The sequence below is a fragment of the Methylocella sp. genome, from assembly GCF_044226135.1.
In the GTDB taxonomy this organism is placed as follows: Bacteria; Pseudomonadota; Alphaproteobacteria; order Rhizobiales; family Beijerinckiaceae; genus Methylocapsa.
This window is the reverse complement of the sequence record NZ_JBGAHM010000009.1, coordinates 68,332-89,193: the sequence shown is the minus strand read 5'-3', so window position 1 is coordinate 89,193 and position 20,862 is coordinate 68,332. Positions and strand designations below refer to the sequence as shown.

At 68.8% G+C, this 20,862-nt stretch carries 19 protein-coding genes and 1 tRNA gene; 10 read left to right on the top strand and 10 right to left on the bottom strand.

The window, feature by feature from the left end; translation table 11 throughout:
• Positions 1 to 39: 39 nt before the first annotated feature.
• The 3 genes from dusA (at position 40) to thiD (ending at position 2,560) form a co-directional block, all read left to right on the top strand.
• Complete coding sequence (dusA, locus tag ACILRB_RS06545) at positions 40 to 1,041, top strand: tRNA dihydrouridine(20/20a) synthase DusA (RefSeq protein ID WP_395665513.1); 1,002 nt, start codon at positions 40 to 42, stop codon at positions 1,039 to 1,041.
• 118 nt (positions 1,042 to 1,159) lie between these two features.
• A complete protein-coding gene (locus tag ACILRB_RS06540) occupies positions 1,160 to 1,663 on the top strand; it encodes a DUF2937 family protein (RefSeq protein ID WP_395665495.1) in 504 nt (167 codons plus the stop codon).
• Positions 1,664 to 1,696: 33 nt separating this feature from the next.
• Complete coding sequence (thiD, locus tag ACILRB_RS06535) at positions 1,697 to 2,560, top strand: bifunctional hydroxymethylpyrimidine kinase/phosphomethylpyrimidine kinase (protein WP_395665494.1); 864 nt, start codon at positions 1,697 to 1,699, stop codon at positions 2,558 to 2,560.
• A 9-nt stretch (positions 2,561 to 2,569) separates the two neighbouring features.
• Here thiD and ACILRB_RS06530 read toward each other — a convergent pair whose 3' ends face one another.
• Entirely contained in the window at positions 2,570 to 3,019 is a 450-nt protein-coding gene (locus tag ACILRB_RS06530; protein WP_395665493.1) for a DUF1810 domain-containing protein, read from the bottom strand.
• 66 nt (positions 3,020 to 3,085) lie between these two features.
• Here ACILRB_RS06530 and ACILRB_RS06525 point away from each other — a divergent pair, with 66 nt between their 5' ends.
• A complete protein-coding gene (locus ACILRB_RS06525) occupies positions 3,086 to 4,690 on the top strand; it encodes a peptide chain release factor 3 (protein WP_395665492.1) in 1,605 nt (534 codons plus the stop codon).
• 52 nt (positions 4,691 to 4,742) lie between these two features.
• Here the strand turns inward: ACILRB_RS06525 and ACILRB_RS06520 are convergent, their stop codons facing one another.
• From ACILRB_RS06520 to ACILRB_RS06490, 7 genes are read right to left on the bottom strand one after another with little or no spacing between them, the layout of a single operon-like run.
• Positions 4,743 to 6,002: a hypothetical protein gene (locus tag ACILRB_RS06520; protein WP_395665491.1), complete on the bottom strand. Its 1,260-nt coding sequence runs from the start codon at positions 6,000 to 6,002 to the stop codon at positions 4,743 to 4,745.
• Positions 5,999 to 6,646 (bottom strand): tetratricopeptide repeat protein, encoded by a 648-nt coding sequence (locus ACILRB_RS06515; protein WP_395665490.1) that lies wholly within the window; start codon positions 6,644 to 6,646, stop codon positions 5,999 to 6,001. Before ACILRB_RS06515 ends, ACILRB_RS06520 begins: the two co-directional genes overlap by 4 nt.
• Entirely contained in the window at positions 6,643 to 7,569 is a 927-nt protein-coding gene (locus ACILRB_RS06510; RefSeq protein WP_395665489.1) for a VWA domain-containing protein, read from the bottom strand. Before ACILRB_RS06510 ends, ACILRB_RS06515 begins: the two co-directional genes overlap by 4 nt.
• Entirely contained in the window at positions 7,566 to 8,561 is a 996-nt protein-coding gene (locus tag ACILRB_RS06505) for a VWA domain-containing protein (protein WP_395665488.1), read from the bottom strand. The genes ACILRB_RS06510 and ACILRB_RS06505 overlap by 4 nt, the downstream gene beginning before the upstream one ends.
• A 1-nt stretch (position 8,562) precedes the next feature.
• A complete protein-coding gene (locus tag ACILRB_RS06500) occupies positions 8,563 to 9,018 on the bottom strand; it encodes a DUF4381 domain-containing protein (RefSeq protein WP_395665487.1) in 456 nt (151 codons plus the stop codon).
• Complete coding sequence (locus ACILRB_RS06495) at positions 9,015 to 10,004, bottom strand: DUF58 domain-containing protein (protein WP_395665486.1); 990 nt, start codon at positions 10,002 to 10,004, stop codon at positions 9,015 to 9,017. Before ACILRB_RS06495 ends, ACILRB_RS06500 begins: the two co-directional genes overlap by 4 nt.
• Before the next feature lie 10 nt (positions 10,005 to 10,014).
• On the bottom strand, positions 10,015 to 10,986 hold the full coding sequence (locus tag ACILRB_RS06490; protein ID WP_395665485.1) for an AAA family ATPase: 972 nt from the start codon (positions 10,984 to 10,986) through the stop codon (positions 10,015 to 10,017).
• Between the two features lie 658 nt (positions 10,987 to 11,644).
• Here ACILRB_RS06490 and ACILRB_RS06485 point away from each other — a divergent pair.
• A complete protein-coding gene (locus ACILRB_RS06485) occupies positions 11,645 to 13,249 on the top strand; it encodes an arylsulfatase (protein ID WP_395665484.1) in 1,605 nt (534 codons plus the stop codon).
• Between the two features lie 66 nt (positions 13,250 to 13,315).
• On the opposite strand, the gene ACILRB_RS06480 is transcribed toward ACILRB_RS06485, so the two are convergent.
• Entirely contained in the window at positions 13,316 to 14,329 is a 1,014-nt protein-coding gene (locus tag ACILRB_RS06480) for a helix-turn-helix domain-containing protein (RefSeq protein ID WP_395665483.1), read from the bottom strand.
• 231 nt (positions 14,330 to 14,560) lie between these two features.
• Here ACILRB_RS06480 and ACILRB_RS06475 point away from each other — a divergent pair, with 231 nt between their 5' ends.
• From ACILRB_RS06475 to ACILRB_RS06455, 5 genes are all read left to right on the top strand, one after another.
• Complete coding sequence (locus tag ACILRB_RS06475) at positions 14,561 to 17,116, top strand: arylsulfatase (RefSeq protein WP_395665482.1); 2,556 nt, start codon at positions 14,561 to 14,563, stop codon at positions 17,114 to 17,116.
• A gap of 131 nt (positions 17,117 to 17,247) precedes the next feature.
• Entirely contained in the window at positions 17,248 to 18,030 is a 783-nt protein-coding gene (locus ACILRB_RS06470) for a hypothetical protein (RefSeq protein WP_395665481.1), read from the top strand.
• A gap of 58 nt (positions 18,031 to 18,088) precedes the next feature.
• Positions 18,089 to 19,630, top strand: a complete 1,542-nt coding sequence (locus tag ACILRB_RS06465) for a DUF1254 domain-containing protein (RefSeq protein ID WP_395665480.1) — start codon at positions 18,089 to 18,091, stop codon at positions 19,628 to 19,630.
• A gap of 12 nt (positions 19,631 to 19,642) precedes the next feature.
• Positions 19,643 to 19,789, top strand: a complete 147-nt coding sequence (locus tag ACILRB_RS06460; RefSeq protein ID WP_395665479.1) for a hypothetical protein — start codon at positions 19,643 to 19,645, stop codon at positions 19,787 to 19,789.
• Positions 19,790 to 20,058: 269 nt separating this feature from the next.
• Complete coding sequence (locus ACILRB_RS06455; protein ID WP_395665514.1) at positions 20,059 to 20,541, top strand: hypothetical protein; 483 nt, start codon at positions 20,059 to 20,061, stop codon at positions 20,539 to 20,541.
• Positions 20,542 to 20,740: 199 nt separating this feature from the next.
• On the opposite strand, the gene ACILRB_RS06450 is transcribed toward ACILRB_RS06455, so the two are convergent.
• Positions 20,741 to 20,816 (bottom strand) — tRNA-Glu (locus ACILRB_RS06450).
• Between the last annotated feature and the right edge of the window lie 46 nt (positions 20,817 to 20,862).

Below are 20,862 nucleotides of genomic sequence, written 5' to 3'. Positions count from 1 at the left end.
GGCCCCGCCTCGCCGCCCTGTTTGCAGAGGTTCTGAAAAATCAGCGGTTTCTCCCCCTATCATTTCTGCGTCGCGCCGATGCTCGACTGGACCGATTCGCGCTGCCGGGTCCTGCATCGGCTGCTGTCGCGCCGCGCGCGGCTCTACACCGAGATGGTCACGACCGGCGCCGTGCTGCATGGCCCGCGCGCGCGCCTGCTCGGCTTCGAGCCGGTCGAGCATCCGGTCGCGGTCCAGCTCGGCGGCAGCGAGCCCGAAGATCTCGCGGCGGTCGCGCGCATCTGCGCCGATTACGGCTATGACGAGATCAACCTCAATGTCGGCTGCCCGTCGAAGCGGGTGCAGAAGGGGGCCTTCGGCGCCTGCCTGATGCGCGAGCCGGCGCTCGTCGCCGAAGGCGTCGCCGCGATGAAGGCGGCGGTCCGGCTTCCGGTCACGGTCAAATGCCGCATCGGCGTCGACGAGCAGGACCCCGAGGAGGCGCTGTTCGGCTTCGCCGGGGCGGTCGTCGCCGCGGGCGCCGACGCGCTGATCGTCCATGCGCGCAAGGCCTGGCTCGAAGGGCTCTCGCCGAGGGACAACCGCCACATCCCGCCGCTCGACTATGGGCTGGTGCGGCGGCTGAAGCAGGCGTTCCCGGACGTCCCGGTCGTGCTCAACGGCGGGCTGGCGGATTTCGACGCCATGCGCGAAGAACTCGCCCATGTCGACGGCGTGATGGTCGGGCGCGCCGCCTACCACGACCCGGCGCTGCTGCTGCGCGTCGATCCCGGGCTGTTCGGCGAGCCGGCGCCTTTTGAAGACGCGATGGAGGCGGCGCTCGCCTATATCCCGTTCATCGAGCAAAAACGCGCCGAAGGCGTGCCGCTCGCCGCCATGACGCGGCACATGCTCGGCCTGTTCAACGGGCGGCGCGGCGCGCGCGCCTTCCGCCGCCATCTCGCGACGAAAGGGGTCGGCCGCGGCGCGGGCGCCGAGGTTTTGCGCGAGGCGCTGGGGCTGATCGACCCGGCCGAGACGCGCGAGCCGGCCGAGGCCTGAAATTTTTTCGGCGCGGGCCGCTGGCCGCGCGTTGAAGAAAAGCGATCGGCGCCCTGAAGCCGCCACGGCGGCGCGTCACGCTCCGGTCGGCTGCTTGCGACGCTCAGGCGGGAGGCGCATGGGAACGTTACGGACGAGGCTCGGGCTCTGCGTCGGCCTCGCCGCCGGCGTCGTGGGCTCGCAGGTCCCCGAATATGCGCAGCAATATCGCCAGCGGCTCGGCGGCGCGATCGACGAGCTTCAGGCGATCGTCGCGCAGTTCGACGCCGACAGCGCCCGCTTCGGCCTGACGTCGCGGCAGGGCGTCGACCGCCTGCTCTCCAGCGACGACGGCCTCGTGCGCGGGCGCGGCGCGCAGATGCAGGAAACCTCCGAGCGTCTTGAGAAGCTCGTCAGCGCCAATCAGGCGATGGCGCAGGCGGGGCCGATCGGCCGCCTCGTCGCGCTCGCGACGCAGTTCGACCCGAAGCTCGGGGCGCGGGCCTACGAAAGCTTCGAGCCGGCTGTTCCCGTCACGACGGAAGGTTTCGCGCTCGGCGGCCTCGGCTTCGTCGTCGGATTCACGCTCTGGAGCGTTCTCTCCGCGCCCTTCGGCCGACGCAGGCGCGAAGCCCGCGCCTGAAGCTCGCGCGGGCGGGCAAGGAAAGGTCGAGCCATGAACACCGCGACCGCAGCGACGCCCGCAACGACGCAAAGCCCCAATCTTCTGTCCATCGCCGGCTCCGATCCGTCAGGCGGGGCGGGGATTCAGGCCGATCTCAAGACCTTCTCCGCGCTCGGCTGCTACGGCATGGCCGTGGTCACGGCGCTGACGGCGCAGAACACGCAAGGGGTGCGCGCCACGCATCTCCCGCCGGCCGATTTCGTCGGCGCGCAGATCGACGCGATTTTCGAGGACGTCGAGGTCGCCGCCGTCAAGATCGGCATGCTGGGCTCGGCCGAAACGGTCGGCGTCGTCGCCGACCGGCTCGCCCGCTTCAGACCGGCCTTTGTGACCCTTGACCCGGTGCTCGCCGCGACGAGCGGCGACGCGCTCGCCGGCGAGGGGGTGGAGGCGGCGATCATCGAGCGCCTGTTTCCGCTCGTCTCGCTCGTCACGCCCAATCTCGACGAGGCGCGCCGGCTCGCCGGGGTCGCGCGCCCGCTCGGGCGAAACGCCATGCGCGAGGCGGCCGACCGGCTGATGCGGCTCGGCGCGCGCGCCGTGCTGGTCAAGGGCGGCGACGCCGGCGGCGAGACGAGCGAGGATTTCTTTCTTGACGCGGAGACCGAGGAGATTCTTTCCGCGCCGCGCGTGAACACCCGCAACACCCATGGCACGGGCTGCACGCTGTCCTCCGCCATCGCCGCCTTTCGCGCGCGCGGCGAGCCGATGCTGGAGGCGATCGTCGCGGCCAAGGCCTATGTCACCGGCGCGCTGAGAGGCGCCGGCGCGCTGCGGGTCGGGCGCGAGGGGGGGCATGGGCCGATGGATCATTTTTTCGCGGCGCGCGGCGAAGGGCGCGACGCAAATCCCTGACGCGCGGTTTCAGTCCAGGCGCGCGTCCGTCCCGAGCCGGTCCAGCGTCGCGGCGTCGCGCGCGCCCCTGAAGAATGTGTCCAGCGCCGCGCTGAACTCGCTCCTCTCTTGCGCCGCCTCGGCGAACAGCGTCAGGGACGAGAAGACTTTCGCGTCGTCGGGCGCGCCGAAAATGTCGCGCGCCGAAAGCCCCTCATGCGTCATGACGAGCCGCGCGCACGCCTTCAGCCGCGGCCCCAGAAGCTCATGCGCGAGATAGGCCTGCGCCTCTTCAATCCCCGAAATCGCGTAACGCCGCGCCATGGCGCTGGCGCCGAGCCCGGCGATCTGGGGAAAGACGAACCACATCCAGTGGCTGCGCTTTCGCCCGGCGCGCAGCTCGGCCATGGCGGTTTCGAGCACGCCGTCCTGCGCTGCGACGAACCGCGCGAGATCGAAAGGATCGTCCGCCTGCGCCATGGCCGCTCCTGCTCCGTCTTCGCCGCCGGTTGACAGCCCGCCTCCTTGCCGCCACTGAACCCGGCCATGACCGTTTCAGCTCCCTATAACGCTCCCGCCGGCGATCCGGTGGCGCGCCGGCGCACCTTCGCCATCATTTCGCACCCGGACGCCGGCAAGACGACGCTGACCGAAAAGCTGCTGCTGTTTGGCGGCGCGATCCAGCTCGCCGGCGAGGTGCGGGCCAAGGCCAACCGCCGCCAGACCCGCTCGGACTGGATGGGCATCGAACGCGAGCGCGGCATCTCGGTCGTGACCTCCGTCATGACCTTCGAATATGGCGGCTGCGTCTACAACCTCCTCGACACGCCGGGCCACGAGGATTTCTCCGAGGACACGTATCGCACGCTGAGCGCGGTCGATTCGGCGATCATGGTGATCGACGCGGCCAAGGGCATCGAAGCCCGCACGCGAAAACTGTTCGAGGTGTGCCGGCTGCGCGACATCCCGATCCTGACCTTCGTCAACAAGCTCGACCGCGAGACGCGCGACCCGTTCGAACTGATCGACGAGATCGAGAAGACGCTGGCGCTCGACGTCGCGCCGATGAGCTGGCCGCTCGGCTTCGGACGCGCGTTCAAAGGCACCTATGACCTGACCCATGACATCGTGCGCCGGATCGACCGCGACGGCGAGCCCCATCCCGTCCGCGGCCCCGACGACCCGTTTTTGCGCGAGCTTCTCGGCGAGGCCGATTTCGCGGTCGCGCAGGAGCAGATCGAGCTCGCCCGCATGGGGCTCAAGAGCTTCGACCGGAAGAGCTTTCTCGAAGGCCATCTGACGCCGCTCTATTTCGGCAGCGCGCTGCGCGCCTTCGGCGTGCGCGACCTGATCGACGCGCTGAAGGCTTTCGCCCCCGAGCCGCAGGGCCTTGACGCCGCCTCGCGCCATGTCGACCCGCGCGAGGAGAAGATGACCGGCTTCGTGTTCAAGATCCAGGCGAACATGGACCCGAACCACCGCGACCGCATCGCCTTCATGCGGGTGTGCTCGGGCCGGCTGCGGCGCGGCATGAAGGCCAAGCTGGCGCGCACCGGCAAGAACATCGCGCTCAACGCGCCGCAGTTCTTTTTCGCCCAGGACCGCCAGCTGGCCGAAGAGGCGTTCCCGGGCGACGTCGTCGGCATCCCCAACCATGGGGCGCTGCGCATCGGCGACACGCTGACCGAGGGCGAGGACCTCGTCTTTCGCGGCGTGCCGAGCTTTGCGCCGGAAATCCTGCGCCGGGTCAAGATCAGCGACGCGATGAAGGCGAAGAAGCTGCGCGAGGCGCTCGGCCAGATGGCCGAGGAGGGGGTGGTGCAGCTGTTTCTGCCAAACGACGGCTCCGGCGCCATCGTCGGCGTGGTCGGCGCGCTGCAGCTCGACGTTCTCGCCGAGCGGCTCAAGGCTGAATATGGCCTTGACGCCGGCTTCGAGCAGAGCCGCTTCGAGACCTGCCGCTGGGTGAGCGCCTCGACCCCGGCCGAGCTTGAGAAATTCATGCGGGCGCACGGCTCGGCGATGGCGGCCGACCTCGACGGCGCGCCCGTGTTCATGGCGACCTCGGCCTGGGAATTGCGCTACGAGCAGGAGAAATGGCCGGAGGCCGCCTTCTCCGACGTGAAGGACTATCAGAAGGGGCTTGCGTAAGCCTTGCGGCCGCGCCGCCGCCGCACGCCGGCGGCAGGCTGTAAGGGGCGCCCTACGAAAACGGCGCGCCCGTCCCGCCCGGGTTGAGCGGAGGCAGCGGCGAAACCGCTCCGGCCTGCGGCGGCCGGCGCAGGGCCTGAGCGTCGGCGAGCAGCCGGCGGGAGTCGTCGCGGCTCCAGTCTTTCGCCGGCGTGCGGAACAGCGCGGCCTCAAGCCCGGTCATGGCGTTTCGCGCGGCGCGGCGGCGCTCCTGCGGCAGCGTCCGCGCCCAGTCCGAGAAGCGCCGGTAGATCGTCGCGGCGTCGGCGCCCGAACAGGCGCGACGCAGGGCGGCGAAGGCCGCGCGCTCGGGATCGGACCGCCGCCGCCGCGCCAGACGCGCCGCGGCAAGGGCGAGCGCGGCCAGGCCGAGGCCGCCCGCCGCGAGCAGCGCGAGACGCGCGGCGTCGAGGCGCCCTGAAGGGCGAGGCGCGTCGGGCGCGGGCGGAGGCTCCTCGACGCGGATCGTGGCTCCCGGAGCCTCGGCGCTCTTCAGGCTGCGGGAGCCAAGATCCCACCAGGGCTGAACGACCGCCGGCAGCGCGAAGGCGCCGCCGCGCTCGAAAACATAGGTGACGCGGTCCGTCCGGCGTCCCGTGACGACGCCGCGCTCGCTGCGGTCGTCGATGTCGGGCGGGTCGACATAGGCGCGCACGCCGTCCGGCGCGGGGAAGGCGAGATCGCGCATGGCGAGGCCCGGCACGTCTTCGGCGCTGCGGGAGATGACCCGCGTCAGCGCGTCGCCGGGCTTGAACGGGCCGGTCGGCGCCGGCCTCCATTGCTCGTCGAGGGCGAGGCTCTGGGCGGCGACGACGGGCTGCGACACGTCGACCCCCAGCGGCGCGGCCACGTCGAAGCGCGTCGCCTGTCCCTCGGCATGGCCGGTCACGCCGCCGTCCGCGTCGAGCAGTGTCACGACGGCGGGCCGCGCCTCAAAGGCGCCGCCGCGGCGGGCGTAGAACGCGAATTCGAAGCGCTGGCCGACATAGGCCTCGCCGTCGATGGTCTCGCGAAGGGTGAGCCCCTGCGTCTCGAAGCGGAAGATCTGCGCGCCGGGCGTGTCCGGCAGGCTCAGGCGCGGCGGCCGCGGCATCCTGCCGCGAAACAGCACGTCCACATAGATCGCCACGCGCTGCCCGACCACCGCGCCGGACGCCGGATCGACGCTCTGCCGCACGACGACCGCCGGCGGCGGAGCGCCGACTGACGCGTCCTGCGCGGCGAGCGGCGCGACCAGCCCGGCGAACGCCAGAAGCGCCGCGAGCCACCTCATGGCTTGCCTCCCTGCGCCGCGTCCGCCGGCGCCTGTCCTGCCTCAAGCTGAAAGGCGAATCGCGCGCGCAAAAAATCGGCGGGCCGCGCGCGCACGCGCTTCAGCCACAGCGCGCGCACCGCCTCGTCGTCCATCGGCGCGCCGGCGGTCTGCGTCTCCCGTCCTTCGGGCGCGACGGCGTCCTTGTCATAGACGATCCGATCCGCGCCTTCGCGCTGGTCGCCCACGTCGGCGCCGGGCGATTTGAGCCGTTCGGCGCGCAGCGCGGCGATGCGGCGGTTGGCCTCGGCCTCGGGCCAGCCGGGCCGCAGCTCAAGGGCGCGATCGTAGCGCTTTGTCGCCTCTTCATATTTGCCGAGCATCGTCAGCGCATTGCCCTGGTCATAGGCGCCCTGCGCCGTGTCGACGCCGGCGAAGGTCGCCTCCGCCGCCTTGAAATCGCCGGCGCGAAATTGCGCGACGCCGCGCCAGAGCGGGTCTTGGAACGCGGCGGCGGCGTCGGACCAGCGCTGGCGCTCGAACAGCAAGCGGCCGCGCTGGTCGGGGCTCGCCCAAAGGTTCGGCCAGCCGACCCGCCAGGCGCCGAGGCCCAGCCCCGCGACGAGCGCCACGCCGAGCCACACGAAGGCGCGCGCGGTCCTCACGCCAGCGCCCATCCGCGACGAAACCAGAACAGGACCATCAGCGCGAGCAGGGGCGTCAACCAATATCCGGCCTCCTCCCATCTTTCGCCCTCGCCCGGCGCCGGCGGCGGCGGCCCGGCGGTCGCAAGGATCTGCGCCAGCTCCGCGACGTCGCCGTCGTCGAGCGTCGTCGCCACGAGTCTGGCGTGAAGCGCCGAGGCCGCCGCCGCGAGCGAGGGATCCGAGGCGGCGCGCGCCTGCGGCAGCATCGCGAACAGAATGACCGGCGCGCCGGGCGCGGCGTTTTGGAGCGCCGGCGCGGCGTCGGCGAAGATGAGGATCGAGCCGCCCTGTCCCGCATGTTTGAGCGTGGCGGCGGCGAGCGTCACGGCCTGCGCCAGCGCGTCGCCCTGGCGCGGCATCAGGTCCGGCGCGAGGGCGCCGGCCATTTCGTTCGTCACCGCGCCGTCGGAGGTCGGCGGCAGAACGAGATGCGCCGAGCCGGCGTAGGCGACAAGGCCGGTCGGCGCGCCTTCGCGCAGCCTGAGCAGGTCGGACATCTTCTGCCGCGCCCGGTCGAGGCGGGTCGGGGCGAGGTCGCGTTCGAGCATCGACGGCGTGACCTTGAGGACGAACATCGCCGGCCGCGCCGCCTGCGCGAACGGCGACGGCGCCTGCCGCCAGCTCGGCCCGGCCACGGCGACGGCGCCGACGATCCATGTCGCCAGCAGCAGGGTCTCGGGGCTCGCCCGCCGGCGCCCGCCGCCGTCGACGATGAGATGACGCAGCAGAACCGGGTCGATCGCCCTGCGCCAGCGCGCCGCGACGTCGGCCGCGCGCCGTTGCAGCGCCCACAGGCCGAACGCCGGCGCGGCCAGCAGCAGCCACCACGGGCGCAGGAAATGAAACTGCGCAAGGCTCTCGATCAGGGGGCCGCCGCTCATGAAACAGCCTCCTGCGCCCGCCGGCGCGGCCGGCGCAGGAGGCGCAGCGCCTGCGCCGGCATCGACAGCAGCAGGAGGCCGGCGAGCGGCGCCCAGTAAAGCTCGACCTTGGGCCGGAACGAGACGGAGTCGACCCTGCGCGTCTCGATCTGGTCGAGCCGGGCGTAGATCTGCGCGAGCTGGGCGCGGTCCATCGCGCGATAGAAGCCGCCGCCCGTGATCTCGGCGACCTGCCGGAGCGCCGCCTCGTCGAGCTTGTCTTCGCCCGCCGCCGCCGGGTCGCCCACCGCGACCGTATGGATCACGACGCCCCTGTCGCGCGCCGCCTGCGCCGCCTCCGCCAGCGGGACCCGGCTCGCCGTGTCGTTGCCGTCGGTCAGCGCGATGATGGTTTTGGCCGGCGCGGTCGAGGTCGAAAACAGGTTGAGGCCGAGCCCGATGGCGTCGCCGAAGGCGGTGCGGGGCCCCGCCACGCCGACCTGCATCTCGCCGAGAAGCTCGCGGGCGAGGCCGAGGTCCGCGGTGAAGGGGACGAGCGGGAAGGGCGCGTCGCCGAACACGACGACGCCGACGCGGTCGCCCTGGCGGCGGGCGAGAAAATCGTCGAGCGCCTGCTTGGCGGCGACGAGGCGGCTCACTCTGGCGCCCGCCGCGTCGGTGAAGTCGGGCGTGTCCATCGAGGCTGAAAGATCGACCAGCAGCAGCAGGTCGCGCGTCGGCCGGTCCTGATGGATCGGCGGCAGCGTCCATTGCGGACGGGCCAGCGCGGCGAGGACCAGGAGCCACGAGAGGCCAGGGACGAGAAACCGCCGCAGGCCGCCCGGCTCGACGCCGCCCCGCCCGCCCGGCGACGCTTCCGTCAGCCGCGCGAGGGTGGCGAAGAACGGCGCCCGCAGGGCCGGGCGGCGCGGCGCATAGGCCGGCGCCAGCCAGTAGGCCAGCGCGGGCAGGGGCGCCAGCAGCGCGAGCCAGGGGTAGGCGAAAGACAGCATGCTAGCCCTCCCCCCGGTGGCGCCGCGCCCAGCGCCGCGCCGACGCCAGCAGCGCCGCGCCGTCGCCGGCAGGCGCGCCCGACGCCGCCCCGGCGAGGCCCGCGCGCCCCGAAAAACCGTCGCCGCCGGTGCGGTCGAGGAAGGCGAGCCAGGCGCCGCCCGTGAGCGAGGCCACGTCGACGCGCGGATAGGCGACGAGCGCGGCCCGCTTCAGCACGGCGGAGACGGCGGCGGCGCCCGCCGCGTCGGCGGCCGGGGCCAGCCGGTCGAGTTCGGCCAGCGCCGCGCGCCGGTAGGCGTCGCGCCGCCAGCGCCTGACCGCCGCCGCGGTCAGGATGACGAGCGCGGCGAGCGCCGCCGCGGCGAGGATCAGCCAGCCCGGCGCGGGCGGCCACCATGGCGCGGGCGCCGGCGCCACGACGTCGGCGAGGCGGGAGAGGGCGGCGTCGTCCGTCATCTCGCCTGAGCTCCCGCGCCCTTCGCCGGCGTGCGCGCCAGCCGCCGGCCGAGCAGTTCGCGGAATTGCCCGGCGACGTCGCGCGCGGTCGAGAGCGGCAGCACGGGCATGGCGCGCTTGCGGGAAAAGCCCTCGATCGCCTCCCGCCTCTCGACGAAGCTCGCGGCGAAGCGCCGGCGCAGGCCGCGGGCGGAGCTGTCGATCTCGATCCGCCGCCCCGCGTCGGCGATCGCGACGCGGCCGACGTCGGGCAATTCGGCTTCGAGCGGGTCGAACACGAAAATGGCGAGCACGTCGTTATGGGCCGAGATTTCGGTCGTCAGGCGCACGGTCTCGGCGTCCGCGCCGGCGGCGTCGGTGACGAAGGTCAAGAGCCCGTCATGCGGCAGCAGCCGCGACGCCCGCGCCAGCGCGACGTTGAGCAGCGTCGGATCAAGGCTGCGCGGATCGTCGCTCCTCAGCGCGCGATTGTGGCGGACGATCGCCTCGAACAGCGGCCCGATGGCGCCCCGGCGCGCCCGGGGGCGCACCTCGTCCATGCCGTTTTCGGAAAACACCAGTCCGCCGACCCGGTCGCCGAGCGAGGTCGTCCGCCAGGCCGCGAGCGCCGCGGCCTCGGCGGCGACGACCGACTTCATGGCGTGACGGCTGCCGAAGAACATGCTGAGCCGCTGGTCGACGAGCAGCAGAACCGGCCGGTCGCGCTCCTCGGCATAGACGCGCACCTGCGGCTCCCCGAGGCGGGCCGTGGCGCGCCAGTCGATGGCGCGCACGTCGTCGCCCTCGCAATACTGGCGCAGCTCCTCGAAGTCGAGGCCGCGTCCGCGCAGCCGCGAGGCGTGGCGGCCGGCGAGCAGCGAATGGACCGGCTGCTTCGGCAGGAAGCTGAAGCCTTTGGCGCGATGGTTCAGCGAAAGCAGGTCGTCGAGCGTGACGTAAGCCCGCGCTTCGCTTGCGTCGGGCTTCATGCCGGAGGTCCGCGCCATCGCCGCCTCCTCACACCGCGACCGCCACCTGGCGGAGCAGTTCGTCGATCACGTCGTCGGCGCGCTTGCCGTCGGCGCTCGCCTCATAGGTCAGCGAGACGCGGTGGCGGAGGCAGTCATGGGCGACGTTCTGGACGTCTTCGGGCGTCGCATAGGTCCGCCCCTGCAGCCAGGCGTGGGCGCGCGAGGCGCGGTCGAGCGCGAGCGTGCCGCGCGGGCTCGCGCCGACGCCGATCCAGGTCTTCAACTGGTCGCCGAATTCGGCCGGGCGGCGCGTGGCGGCCACGAGCGCCACGATGTAGCGCTCGACCGCCTCCACCATCGTCACCGCGTCGATCTCCTCGCGGGCCGCGAACACCGCGCTCTGGGGAACCTTCGGCGGCGCGGCCTCGGCCGTTCCGGCGGCCTCCGCGCGCGCCAGCCGCAGGATTTTCGCTTCGTCGGCGTCGCTTGGGTAGTCGATGCGCACATGCATGAGAAAACGGTCCATCTGCGCCTCCGGCAGCGGATAGGTCCCCTCCTGCTCGATGGGATTCTGCGTGGCGAGCACCATGAACAGCTCGGGCAGCGGATAGCGCGCGCCGGAGACCGTGACCTGGCGTTCCTCCATCGCTTCGAGCAGGGCCGACTGCGCCTTGGCCGGGGCGCGGTTGATCTCGTCGGCGAGCACCAGATTGCCGAAGATCGGCCCCTTGCGGAATTCGAACGCGCCCGCGCCGGCGGACTCCGCGCGGTAGATTTCGCCGCCGGTGATGTCGGAAGGCAACAGGTCCGGCGTGAACTGGATGCGGCTGAAATCGCTTTCGAGCGCTTGCGACAGGCTTTTCACGGCGCGGGTCTTGGCGAGCCCCGGCAAGCCTTCGATCAACACGTTGCCGTTCGCCAGAAGGGCGACGACGAGGCGCTCGACCACACGCTCCTGGCCGATGACCGAAGCGTTCACACGGGACTGGATGTCGAGAATCGCGTCGCGGGCCGGCATGTCGTTCCCTCTCGGACGGACGGCGGGGTTCAGCCGGCCTGCATGTCGGCCGCGCCCCTCCCTGAAGCCGCGTCGAGAGCCTTGTCGGGCGCGCCGAGCTTCGGGGAATGATCATGGGCCGTTTTTGTTCCGCTTCAGCATGACGGCCCGCCGTCATTTTCGTGAACGGGCGGACAGATTAATCCGACCTCCGCCGTGAACTCAACCGGGGCGCGGCCGTTGGCCCCAGATGTCCGCGCGTCTGTTGTGGAGGCCGCGCTTGGGCGAACCGCGTTGGGGCGGACCGCGCCTGCGATGCGCCATGCGGCGCCGCCGGCGTTCTTGACGACCACGCCCGGCGCGTGCCACCGTTTCGCGCTTCAAAGCGGATGCGCAAGGGAAGCACGGCGAGCGTCGGATGTCTCGCCTGAATGTTTTCGCGATCATGGCGCCGGTTGTCGCCGTCTCTTCGTTTTTTTCTTTTACTGACTCGAACCGAACTGCTCGAACCGAACTGCTCGAACCGAACTGCTCGAACCGACCTGCTCGAACCGACCTGCTGGAACTGATTTGGGCCTGCTCCCGGGAACGATTCCCGCCGCGAAGCAGGCGCCGCCGCGGCGGGAATCGTTCCCGGGATGCGTCTTGACGTTCCGAAGCGTGCTAAAGGAGGCCCAACATGAAGATCAAAAAGCTCCTGGCGTCGGCGGCTGTAATTTCGACCGTCCTGTCAGGCGTGACGAACGTGAGCCTGGCGCAGACCGCGCCGGCGCCGGAGCCGTCTGCGAAGCCGAACATCCTCGTCATCTTCGGCGACGACATCGGACTGACCAACATCAGCGCCTACGGCGACGGCGTCGTCGGCTACAGGACCCCCAACATCGACCGCATCGCGAACGAGGGCCTGCGCTTCACGGACTATTACGCCGAGAACAGTTGCACGGCGGGCCGCTCCACCTTCATCACCGGGCAGGTGTGCAAGCGCACCGGCCTGTGCAAGGTCGGCATTCCCGGCGCGAGCGTCGGCCTCCAGCCGCGCGACGTGACCATCGCCCAGGCGCTGAAGCCGCTCGGCTACGCCACCGGACAGTTCGGCAAGAACCACCTCGGCGACCGCGACGAATATCTGCCGACCAACCACGGCTTCGACGAGTTCTTCGGCAATCTCTACCACCTCAACGCCGAGGAGGAGCCTGAACGCCCCTACTGGCCGAAGGACGACCCCGCCTTCGTCAAGTCGAATTCGCCGCGCGGCGTGCTGAGAAGCTCCGCCGACGGCAAGATCGAGGACACGGGCCCGCTCGACAAGAAGCGGATGGAGACCATCGACGACGAAACCACGGCCGCCGCGATCGACTTCATGCAGCGGCAGGTCAAGGCCGGCAAGCCGTTCTTCACCTGGATGAACACCACCCGCATGCACGCCTTCACCCATGTCCGGCCGTCGATGCAGGGCCAGAGCGGCATGCCCGGCAACGACTACGCCGACGGCATGATCGAGCATGACGGCGACGTCGGCAAGCTGCTCAAGGCGCTCGACGACCTCGGCGTGACGAAGAACACCATCGTCATCTACACCACAGACAACGGGCCGAACCAGTGGTCGTGGCCGGACGCCGCGACCACGCCGTTCCGTTCCGAAAAGAACACCAACTGGGAAGGCGCCTTCCGCGTGCCGGCGATGGTCCGCTGGCCCGGACACGTCAAGGCCGGCGAAGTCTCGACCGAGATGATCTCCGGCCTCGACTGGTTCCCGACCCTGCTGGCCGCGGCCGGAGAATCGGACGTCAAGGAGAAGCTGCTCAACGGAGCCTCGCTCGGCGGCAAGACCTTCAAGGTGCATCTTGACGGCTACAACCAGCTGCCCTTCCTGACCGGAAAGGCGCCGAAAAGCGCGCGCGGCGAATTCGCTTATTTCGACGACGGCGGCGATCTCGTCGGCTACCGCTACGGCGACTGGAAAACCGTGTTCTGCGAGCAGAAGACGCCCGGCGGCTTCGAGGTGTGGATGGAGCCGCTGACCTGCTACAGGGTGCCAAAGCTGTTCAACCTGCGCATGGACCCCTATGAGCGCGCCGACGTCGTCTCCGACCAGTATTATGACTGGCTGGTCAAGAACGACTATCTTTTGATGCAGGCGACGACGCACGCCGGCGCGCTGCTTCAGACCTTCGTCGACTATCCGCCGAGCCAGGAGTCGGCGAGCTTCACGATCGACCAGATCACAGCCGACGTGGAGGCCAAGATCAAGGCGAACCGGGCCAAGGCCGGCGCGAAGGACTGACGCAGGACCGGCGGCGTCGAGGCAGGGCTTCGACGCCGCGCGGACGCGAAGACGCGCGGCGGCGCCCTACCGCGCCGAACTGGCTCGCGACAGCGCGCGATAGGCGCCGGGAGAGGCTCCCGTCCAGCGCCGGAAGGCGTGGTTGAAGTTCGACTGCTCGGCATAGCCCAGGAAATCCGCGATTTCGCCGATCTTCATGGACGACGCCGTGAGCAGCGTGTGGGCGCGCCGCAATCTCAGCCGATTGAGCGTGTGGCCAAACGAAGCGTCGCGGGCGGCCATCTCCCGATGGAGGGAACGCACGCTCATCTGGCCTGTCTTCGCGACCCGGTCCGCCGTGATCTTGCCGCTGCCGAACATGGAGTGGATGACGCATTCCACCGATTGCACGAACTCATGGCTGAGCTTCGGCTTGCCTTTCCAGTCCGCCCCGTTCCCGGAGCCGGCCGCGCCGGACCTGAGCGGGAGACCGAGCAAGGACGCAGCGATGGTGACGGAGGCCTCGCAGCGGTCTGACGGCCGCAGGCGATTGCGTTCAGCCTCTTCAGCCGGAATATAGGAAAAGACATTCGCCGGGAGTTTCGAGCGGCCCGGCCGCCACTGCGGGCCGGCGTAGCGCCGGACAATGTTCAGCAGGAGCGAGAGCGCGAATTGCTGGGCCTGGCCCGCCACCTCATCCCTCTCGCTCCTCTCGAGCAGGTGCTGCAGGCAAATCACGCCGTCCTCGACCTCGAGCCGCAGCACGCATGCCGAATTGAACTGGCTGAACTCCTCCGCTGCGCGCGCGAGCGCCGCATGCAGCGTCGGGGCCTCGAGAATCCGCAAGCCGAAGGCGCCGAGCTCCGCAAGATCGGTCGATTCTCCCACCCTCCACCCGAAATCGGCCATGCTGAGCTTGCGAGAAAGGGCGTTGGCCACATGCAGGGCGCGCTCCCCGGAAATGAGCGCGTCGGGATCGCTGATCACCTGCAGCGGCAGGCCGGCGTCCTCGGCGACGGTCAGGGTCCGCTCATCGCATGCGCTGGCATATCTCAGGAACGGTTGAAGCGTTCCGAAGCGCATCAGAGGAATGGGAGGCATGGCGGTCCTCTTCCGTGAGCCGTCGCCGCAGGCCCCCAAGCGTGACCGTGGCCAGAGCGGCTTTGGCAGGAATAACCAAGTTCTATCTCCGCAGCCGCAGTATTGTCGACCGCAAGATCGAGCGCAATTTTTCCATGCGCCGCGGCGAAAGACCGCTCGAGCGGGCGTCGGCCGCCATCGTGCGGCTTGCGCCACAGACATGCCGAAGAGATAGGGAGAAGGGATAGGGATATGCCGAAACAACTGGACCGACCAGGCTTCGCGCGCCTCCGCCGCGGCGGCGTGGCGGCTCTTACGGCGCTGGCGGGCGTCCTGGCGGCCGTCGCGGGCTTCGCCGGCGAGGCCCGGGCGCAGCAGATCGCCGGAACGCCCGGCTCGCCCAACGCCACGATCACCATAGATGGGAACTACCTGCCGCCGGCGCCGCAGCCCTTCAGGGGGCAGATCGAGCTCAATGCGGCGCAGTCCACCCCCTATTGGCCGGCCACTGTGACGCCGCCGAAGGGCGCGCCCAATATCCTGCTGATCATGACCGACGACGTCGGGTTTGCGGCGCCCTCCACCTTCGGGGGCGTGATCCCGACTCCGGCGCTCGACCGCATCGCCAATGACGGCCTGCGCTACACCAATTTTCATTCCACCTCCTTGTGCTCGCCAACCCGCGCGGCTCTGCTCACCGGGCGCAATCACCACTCGGTGGGCTTCGGCGTCATCGCCGAGCAGTCCACGGGCTTTCCCGGCTACAATTCCATCATCGGCAAGGAAACGGCCACCGTAGGCCGGATTCTGAAGGACAACGGCTACCGCACCGCATGGTACGGCAAGGATCACAATGTGCCCGACTGGGCGGCCACCCAGGCCGGCCCGTTCGACCAGTGGCCCACCGGCCTGGGCTTTGAGCATTTCTACGGCTTCGTCGGCGGCGACACGAGCCAATGGCAGCCCAACCTGTTCAACGACACCGCCGCCATCTATCCCTATATCGGCAATCCTGGCTGGAACCTGACCACGGCCCAGGCGGACGACGCCATCCACTGGCTGTCGATGCTGCATGACCTCAATCCGAACATGCGCTGGTTCGTCCACTACACGCCGGGCGGCACCCATGCGCCGCATCACCCGACGCCGGAGTGGATCGCGAAGATCGAGGCCATGCACCTGTTCGATGGGGGCTGGAACCAGCTTCGCGACACCATCTTCGCCAACCAGAAGAAGCTCGGCGTGATCCCGCAGGACGCCAGGCTCACCCCCTGGCCGGACGGCTTCCTCAAGCGCTGGGAAAGCCTGAACGACGAGGAGAAGAAGCTCTACATCCGTCAGGCCAACGTCTATGCCGCCTACCTCGCTTACACCGATCACGAGATCGGTCGGGTGATCCAGAAGGTGCAGGACATGGGGCAGCTCGACAACACGCTGATCATCTACATCTCCGGCGACAACGGCGCCTCGGCGGAAGGATCGCCCAACGGCACGCCAAGCGAGGTGCTGCAGTTCAACGGCGTCGAGCTGCCGGTCAAGGACCAGATGAAGTTCTACGACGTCTGGGGCTCCGACCAGACCTATCCCCATTTCGCGGTGCCGTGGTCCTGGGCTTTCGACACGCCTTTCAAGTGGATGAAGCAGATCCCCTCCTTCTTCGGCGGCACCCGCCAGGGCATGGCCATTTCCTGGCCCGGGCGCATCACCGACAAGGGCGGCGTCCGCAACCAGTTCCACCATGTCATCGACGTGCTGCCGACCCTTCTCGAGGCCGCCGGCGTCCCGGCTCCGGCCATGGTGGACGGCGTCGGGCAGAAGCCCATCGAAGGCGTGAGCATGGTCTACACCTTCGGCAAGGACGGAGCCGACAAGCCCTCCACCCACCACATCCAGTATTTCGAGATGATGGGCGTTCAGGGCCTCTACAATGACGGCTGGATGCTCAGCGCGGCGCCGGTGCGCCCGCCGTGGAAACTGCTCGGCAAGGCCATCCTGAACCCGGCCAGCGCCTACAAGTTCGAACTCTACAACGTGGCGAAGGACTGGACCCAGGACCATGACCTCGCCGCCGAGCAGCCGGCCAAGCTCCAGGAGATGAGGGAGCTGATGTTCGCGGAGTTCGCGAAGTATCAGGTCCTGCCGCTCGACGCCTCGGTGGCGACGCGCCTTGTCGCGCCGCGCCCGGACATGACCGGCGGTCGGCTGGTCTATGACTATTCCGGCGTCCAGGTCACCGGCATTCCGCACGGCGGCGCGCCGCAGGTGCTGAACTCCTCCTACACCATCACCGCCGAGATCGACGTGCCGCAGGCCGGCGCCGAGGGCGTGATCCTGACGGAAGGCGGGAGGTTCGGCGGCTTCGGGCTCTATCTGCTGAAGGGCAAGCCCGTGTTCACTTGGAACCTGCTCGATCTGAAGCGGGTCAAGTGGCAGGGCCCCGAGGCGCTCAGCCCCGGCAAGCACACGCTCGTCTATGACTTCAAGTATGACGGGCTGGGCTTCGCCACCCTCGCCTTCAACAACACGAGCGGCATCGGGCGCTCCGGCGTCGGCGTCCTCTCGGTGGACGGCAAGGTGGTGGCGACCCAGAAGATGGACCACACGGTCCCGCTCATCCTGCAATGGGACGAGACCTTCGATATCGGCGCCGACACCGGCACCCCGGTCGACGACGCCGACTATCGCCTGCCGTTCCCCTTCACCGGCAAGATCGCCAGGCTGACCCTTGCGCTCGATCCGCCGAAGCTGACTGACGAAGATAAGGCCAAGCTGGAGGCCGCCTTCAAGGCGGCGCAGGACGCCAACTGACGCGGCCTGGACACAACAGCGCGCCGGGCATGGCGGAACGCCGCGCCCGGCGTCGGCCGCGACGAGGGCCTTCACGCTCCGGCACGTCGGGCCAGAGCATGAACGCCCGCCACACAAACGAGAGAACTGCCATGAAGAACCCGTCAATCAGAACCGCCGTCGTGCTGGCGGCCGCCATAATGTGGTCTCCCGGCGCGGCGACGGCCGAAGGTCGCATGCCCATTCCGACCCCCAAGGCCCCGGAAATGACGACCTACGAGAGGCTTCGCGCGGTCCAGTATTGCGAGGTCTGGCTGTTCGCTGGAACGCCCGCGACCGGCATTGCGGGCGTCTACTTCAACACAAGCAATCTGAACAATGCCGCCGACAAGATGGATACCTGTCCGGCGTCCATGTGGGACAAGGTCACGGTCAAGGGACTGGAAAAGACCTATGACGTGCTGGCCGCCTACAAGAACGGCCCGCGCGGCTGGACCATGGACAAGATCGAGATTCCGGTCGGGCCGACGCACGCCTTCGAAGGACTTGAGACGCGCTGGTGGGGCGAAGGCCGGCTGCCCGAGGGCATGGACCTCAAGGTCGCGCACATGACGCCCTACGAGGAGCTCAAGTCACACCGCAAGTCGACGTTCACCTTCGAGAAGGGCAAGCCGCTCTATGTCCTTGAAGACCCTCGCGGCACGCCTTGGGTGATGCAGGCCTTCGGCAAGATCGTCGATCCGAGCCTGACCTATGAGGGGTTGAAGGATCTGGCGGCCAAGCTTAAACTGCCGAAGGGCTGGAAATACCGGGTCGTCACCCTCGATCAGGATCTGATCATTTCCACGCCTGAGGGGTATAATTGGATTGTTCAAGACAATCTGCAGAACACTTATGACGCCTGCAAAGAAGGCGCGTGTAACGTGAAGCCCTGAAGTCGCCCGCTCAAACAGGCGTGTGGCCGCGCCCGGCTCTCAGATCAGCGGAGCTGGCATGAACCGCAACCCGCCCCGCCGCCACATAGAGAATGACAAGATGACCAAGCTCGCCATTCCCGCGGCTCTGCTCCTGGGCGCCGCGATGCTCGCGCCCGCCAAGGCAGAGAGCTACAAGATGACGACGGCGATCGCCCCGGGGATTGCGACGCCGGACAGAGTCGACAGCTCCATCGGGACGTTGCAACTGCACGATGGTGTTCCCGCGCCTGAAACGGCCGACAAGATCTACGACAATCTCGACCGCTCGCGCGCGCTGCAGGCCTATCTGCTCGGACTTCCGATCGTCAACCAGATCGCGATGCGCAATGCGCTGCGCGACTATGGCCCGGTCAACCAGACCGACGTGATCTGGGAGCGACTGGTCGATTCGAAGACCGTCGAGCTGACAGCCAACGACAACACAGTCTACAGCTTCATCTGGCTCGACACGAGCAAGGGTCCGCTGGTGGTCGAGATTCCGCCCAAGGTGCTCGGGCTGATCGACGACGTCTGGTATCGCTGGGTGGCCGATGTCGGCGTCACCGGCGCGGATCGCGGCAAGGGCGGTAAATATCTGATCCTGCCACCCGGTTATCAAGGCAATGTGCCTGATGGCTATTTCGTCGTCCGCCCGGCGACCTATGGCAACTGGATGCCGTTCCGCTCGTTCCTGGTCGACGGCTCGCCCAAGCCCGGCGTCGATCTCGTGAAAAAGACGCTGAAGATCTATCCGCTCGGCGAAGCGCCTGACGCTCATCCGATCAAATATGTCGATCTCTCCGGCAAGCCTTCCAATTTCGTGCCGCCGGGCGACTACGCCTTCTGGGAGCTGCTCAACGAGGCGATCCAAACCGAACCGTCCTCGGGCTCGGACCCGACGACGCTCGGCCTCTTCGCCTCGATCGGAATCGAGAAGGGCAAGCCTTTCACGCCGGACGGGCGCATGAAGCAGATCCTGGCCGACGCCGCCAATATCGGCGCCGTCACGGTCCGGACGATCGCCTACAAGATGCGGCTCAAGGACGGCTTCATCTATCCGGACAGCCAGTGGCGCAAGCCATTTTTCGGCGGCTACAAGTTCGAGGCGTCGCCAGGCGTGAGCAATCTCGATGGCGCGGCTTTCTTCTACTACATCGCAACGGGCGTCACGCCGGCCATGGCCGAGAAGATGGTCGGCGAAGGCTCGCAGTATCCGTGGACCGCGCTTGACGCCGACGGCAATCCGTTCGACGGCGCCAAAGCCTACAAGCTGCATCTGCCGCCGAACATTCCGGTGAAGGATTTCTGGTCGGTCATTGTCTACGACACCCAGACGCGCTCCATGCTGCAGACCAACCAGCAGTTTCCCAGCGTGTCCAGTCAGGACAGGAAGCTGAAGGTCAATGCAGACGGCTCTGTGGACGTGTGGTTCGGTCCCAAAGCCCCCGAAGGCATGGAGAGCAACTGGGTCGAAACCATTCCCGGCAAGGGCTGGTTCATGATCCTGCGCCTCTACGGCCCGCTGGAGCCCTGGTTCGACCAGAGCTGGCGGCCGGGCGAGATCGCGCTGCAACCCTGACCGATGCCCGCCATGGGTTCCGAGCTCGATTTCTGGGACGACATCACCTTCGCGGCGCTGGCCTTCACCGGCGCGGTCTTCCTCGGCCTGCCGGGGCGGATCGCCATCGCCCGGCGCCATCCGGAGGCTGAGGCGGTCCATCTGAGAGAAAGCTTCTGACGCGACGCAACGGCGTCATGGAGCGCCTCGACGGCATTGAGACGGGGCTGGGCCGCATCGGGAAGGGGCTCGCAGCGAACGCGCAAAGGCTCGCGGCGCTGCGAGCCTCGATTGAGGCTGAAAGCCAGAGGCGGAGCGCCGCGGCGGCGCTTGGCGACGCTGATATCCAGCGGCCGACTGCTCTCGTTTCGACATGCCGGGTCGAGGCTGAGCTGAGTCCCTGAAACTCCTCCGATTTTGAGTAGAGTCCGCCCGAGCGGGAGGCGGAGATGAAGGGATCGCGTTTTACCGAGGAGCAGATCATTGGGATCCTGTGCGAGCAGGAAGCCGGGTCGAACACGGCCGACGGCGTCGGCTCGCACCTCGCGCGCGTCGCCGTGGACTCGTCGGGCGGATCGTTCGCGCAAATCGGCGTCGAGACGGCGAGCGATCTTGTTCGCCAGGCGAACCGGCGCGCCGCGGACGAAGCCCGCCAGCGCGGCGCCGAGCTCGTCGGGATGCGCCGGCTCAAGGATGGCCGCACCGCACCGAACCCTGATCCCGACATGGCGATCACGGATTATACGCGCGACATGATCCAGGAGACGATCGCCGCCGGGTTCGCGGCGAACGAAGGTTCGGACGCGATCATTGAGGCGCTTGAAACGGGCTATGCGTTCTCGCCGGAGCGCGCCGAGATCATCGCCTTGACCGAGGTCAGCCGGGCGAACGGGCGCGCGGCCGTCGACGCCTACCGGGCAGCGCTCTGTTGACCATGAGCCGACGCTGCTCGGCTCAGCGGCGAGAAGGCGGCGCAGCCCTGCCGAACGGGTCAGCGCCGCGATGCGGCGCGCCTTGGCGACGGGGGCGCGACCCCGCAAAACTGCGTGGAAACCCACGGCGCTCCAGCTCGATATATTGGCCAAAACTTGGACAGAGGCCGGAGCCGTTCAGCTAACCCATTGGAATCAATGGCGCTCCCTAGGGGACTCGAACCCCTGTTTTCGCCGTGAGAGGGCGACGTCCTAGACCGCTAGACGAAGGGAGCAGCGGGTGGAGCGCAGCTTCTAGCGCGCCCGCCGCGCTCTTGCAAG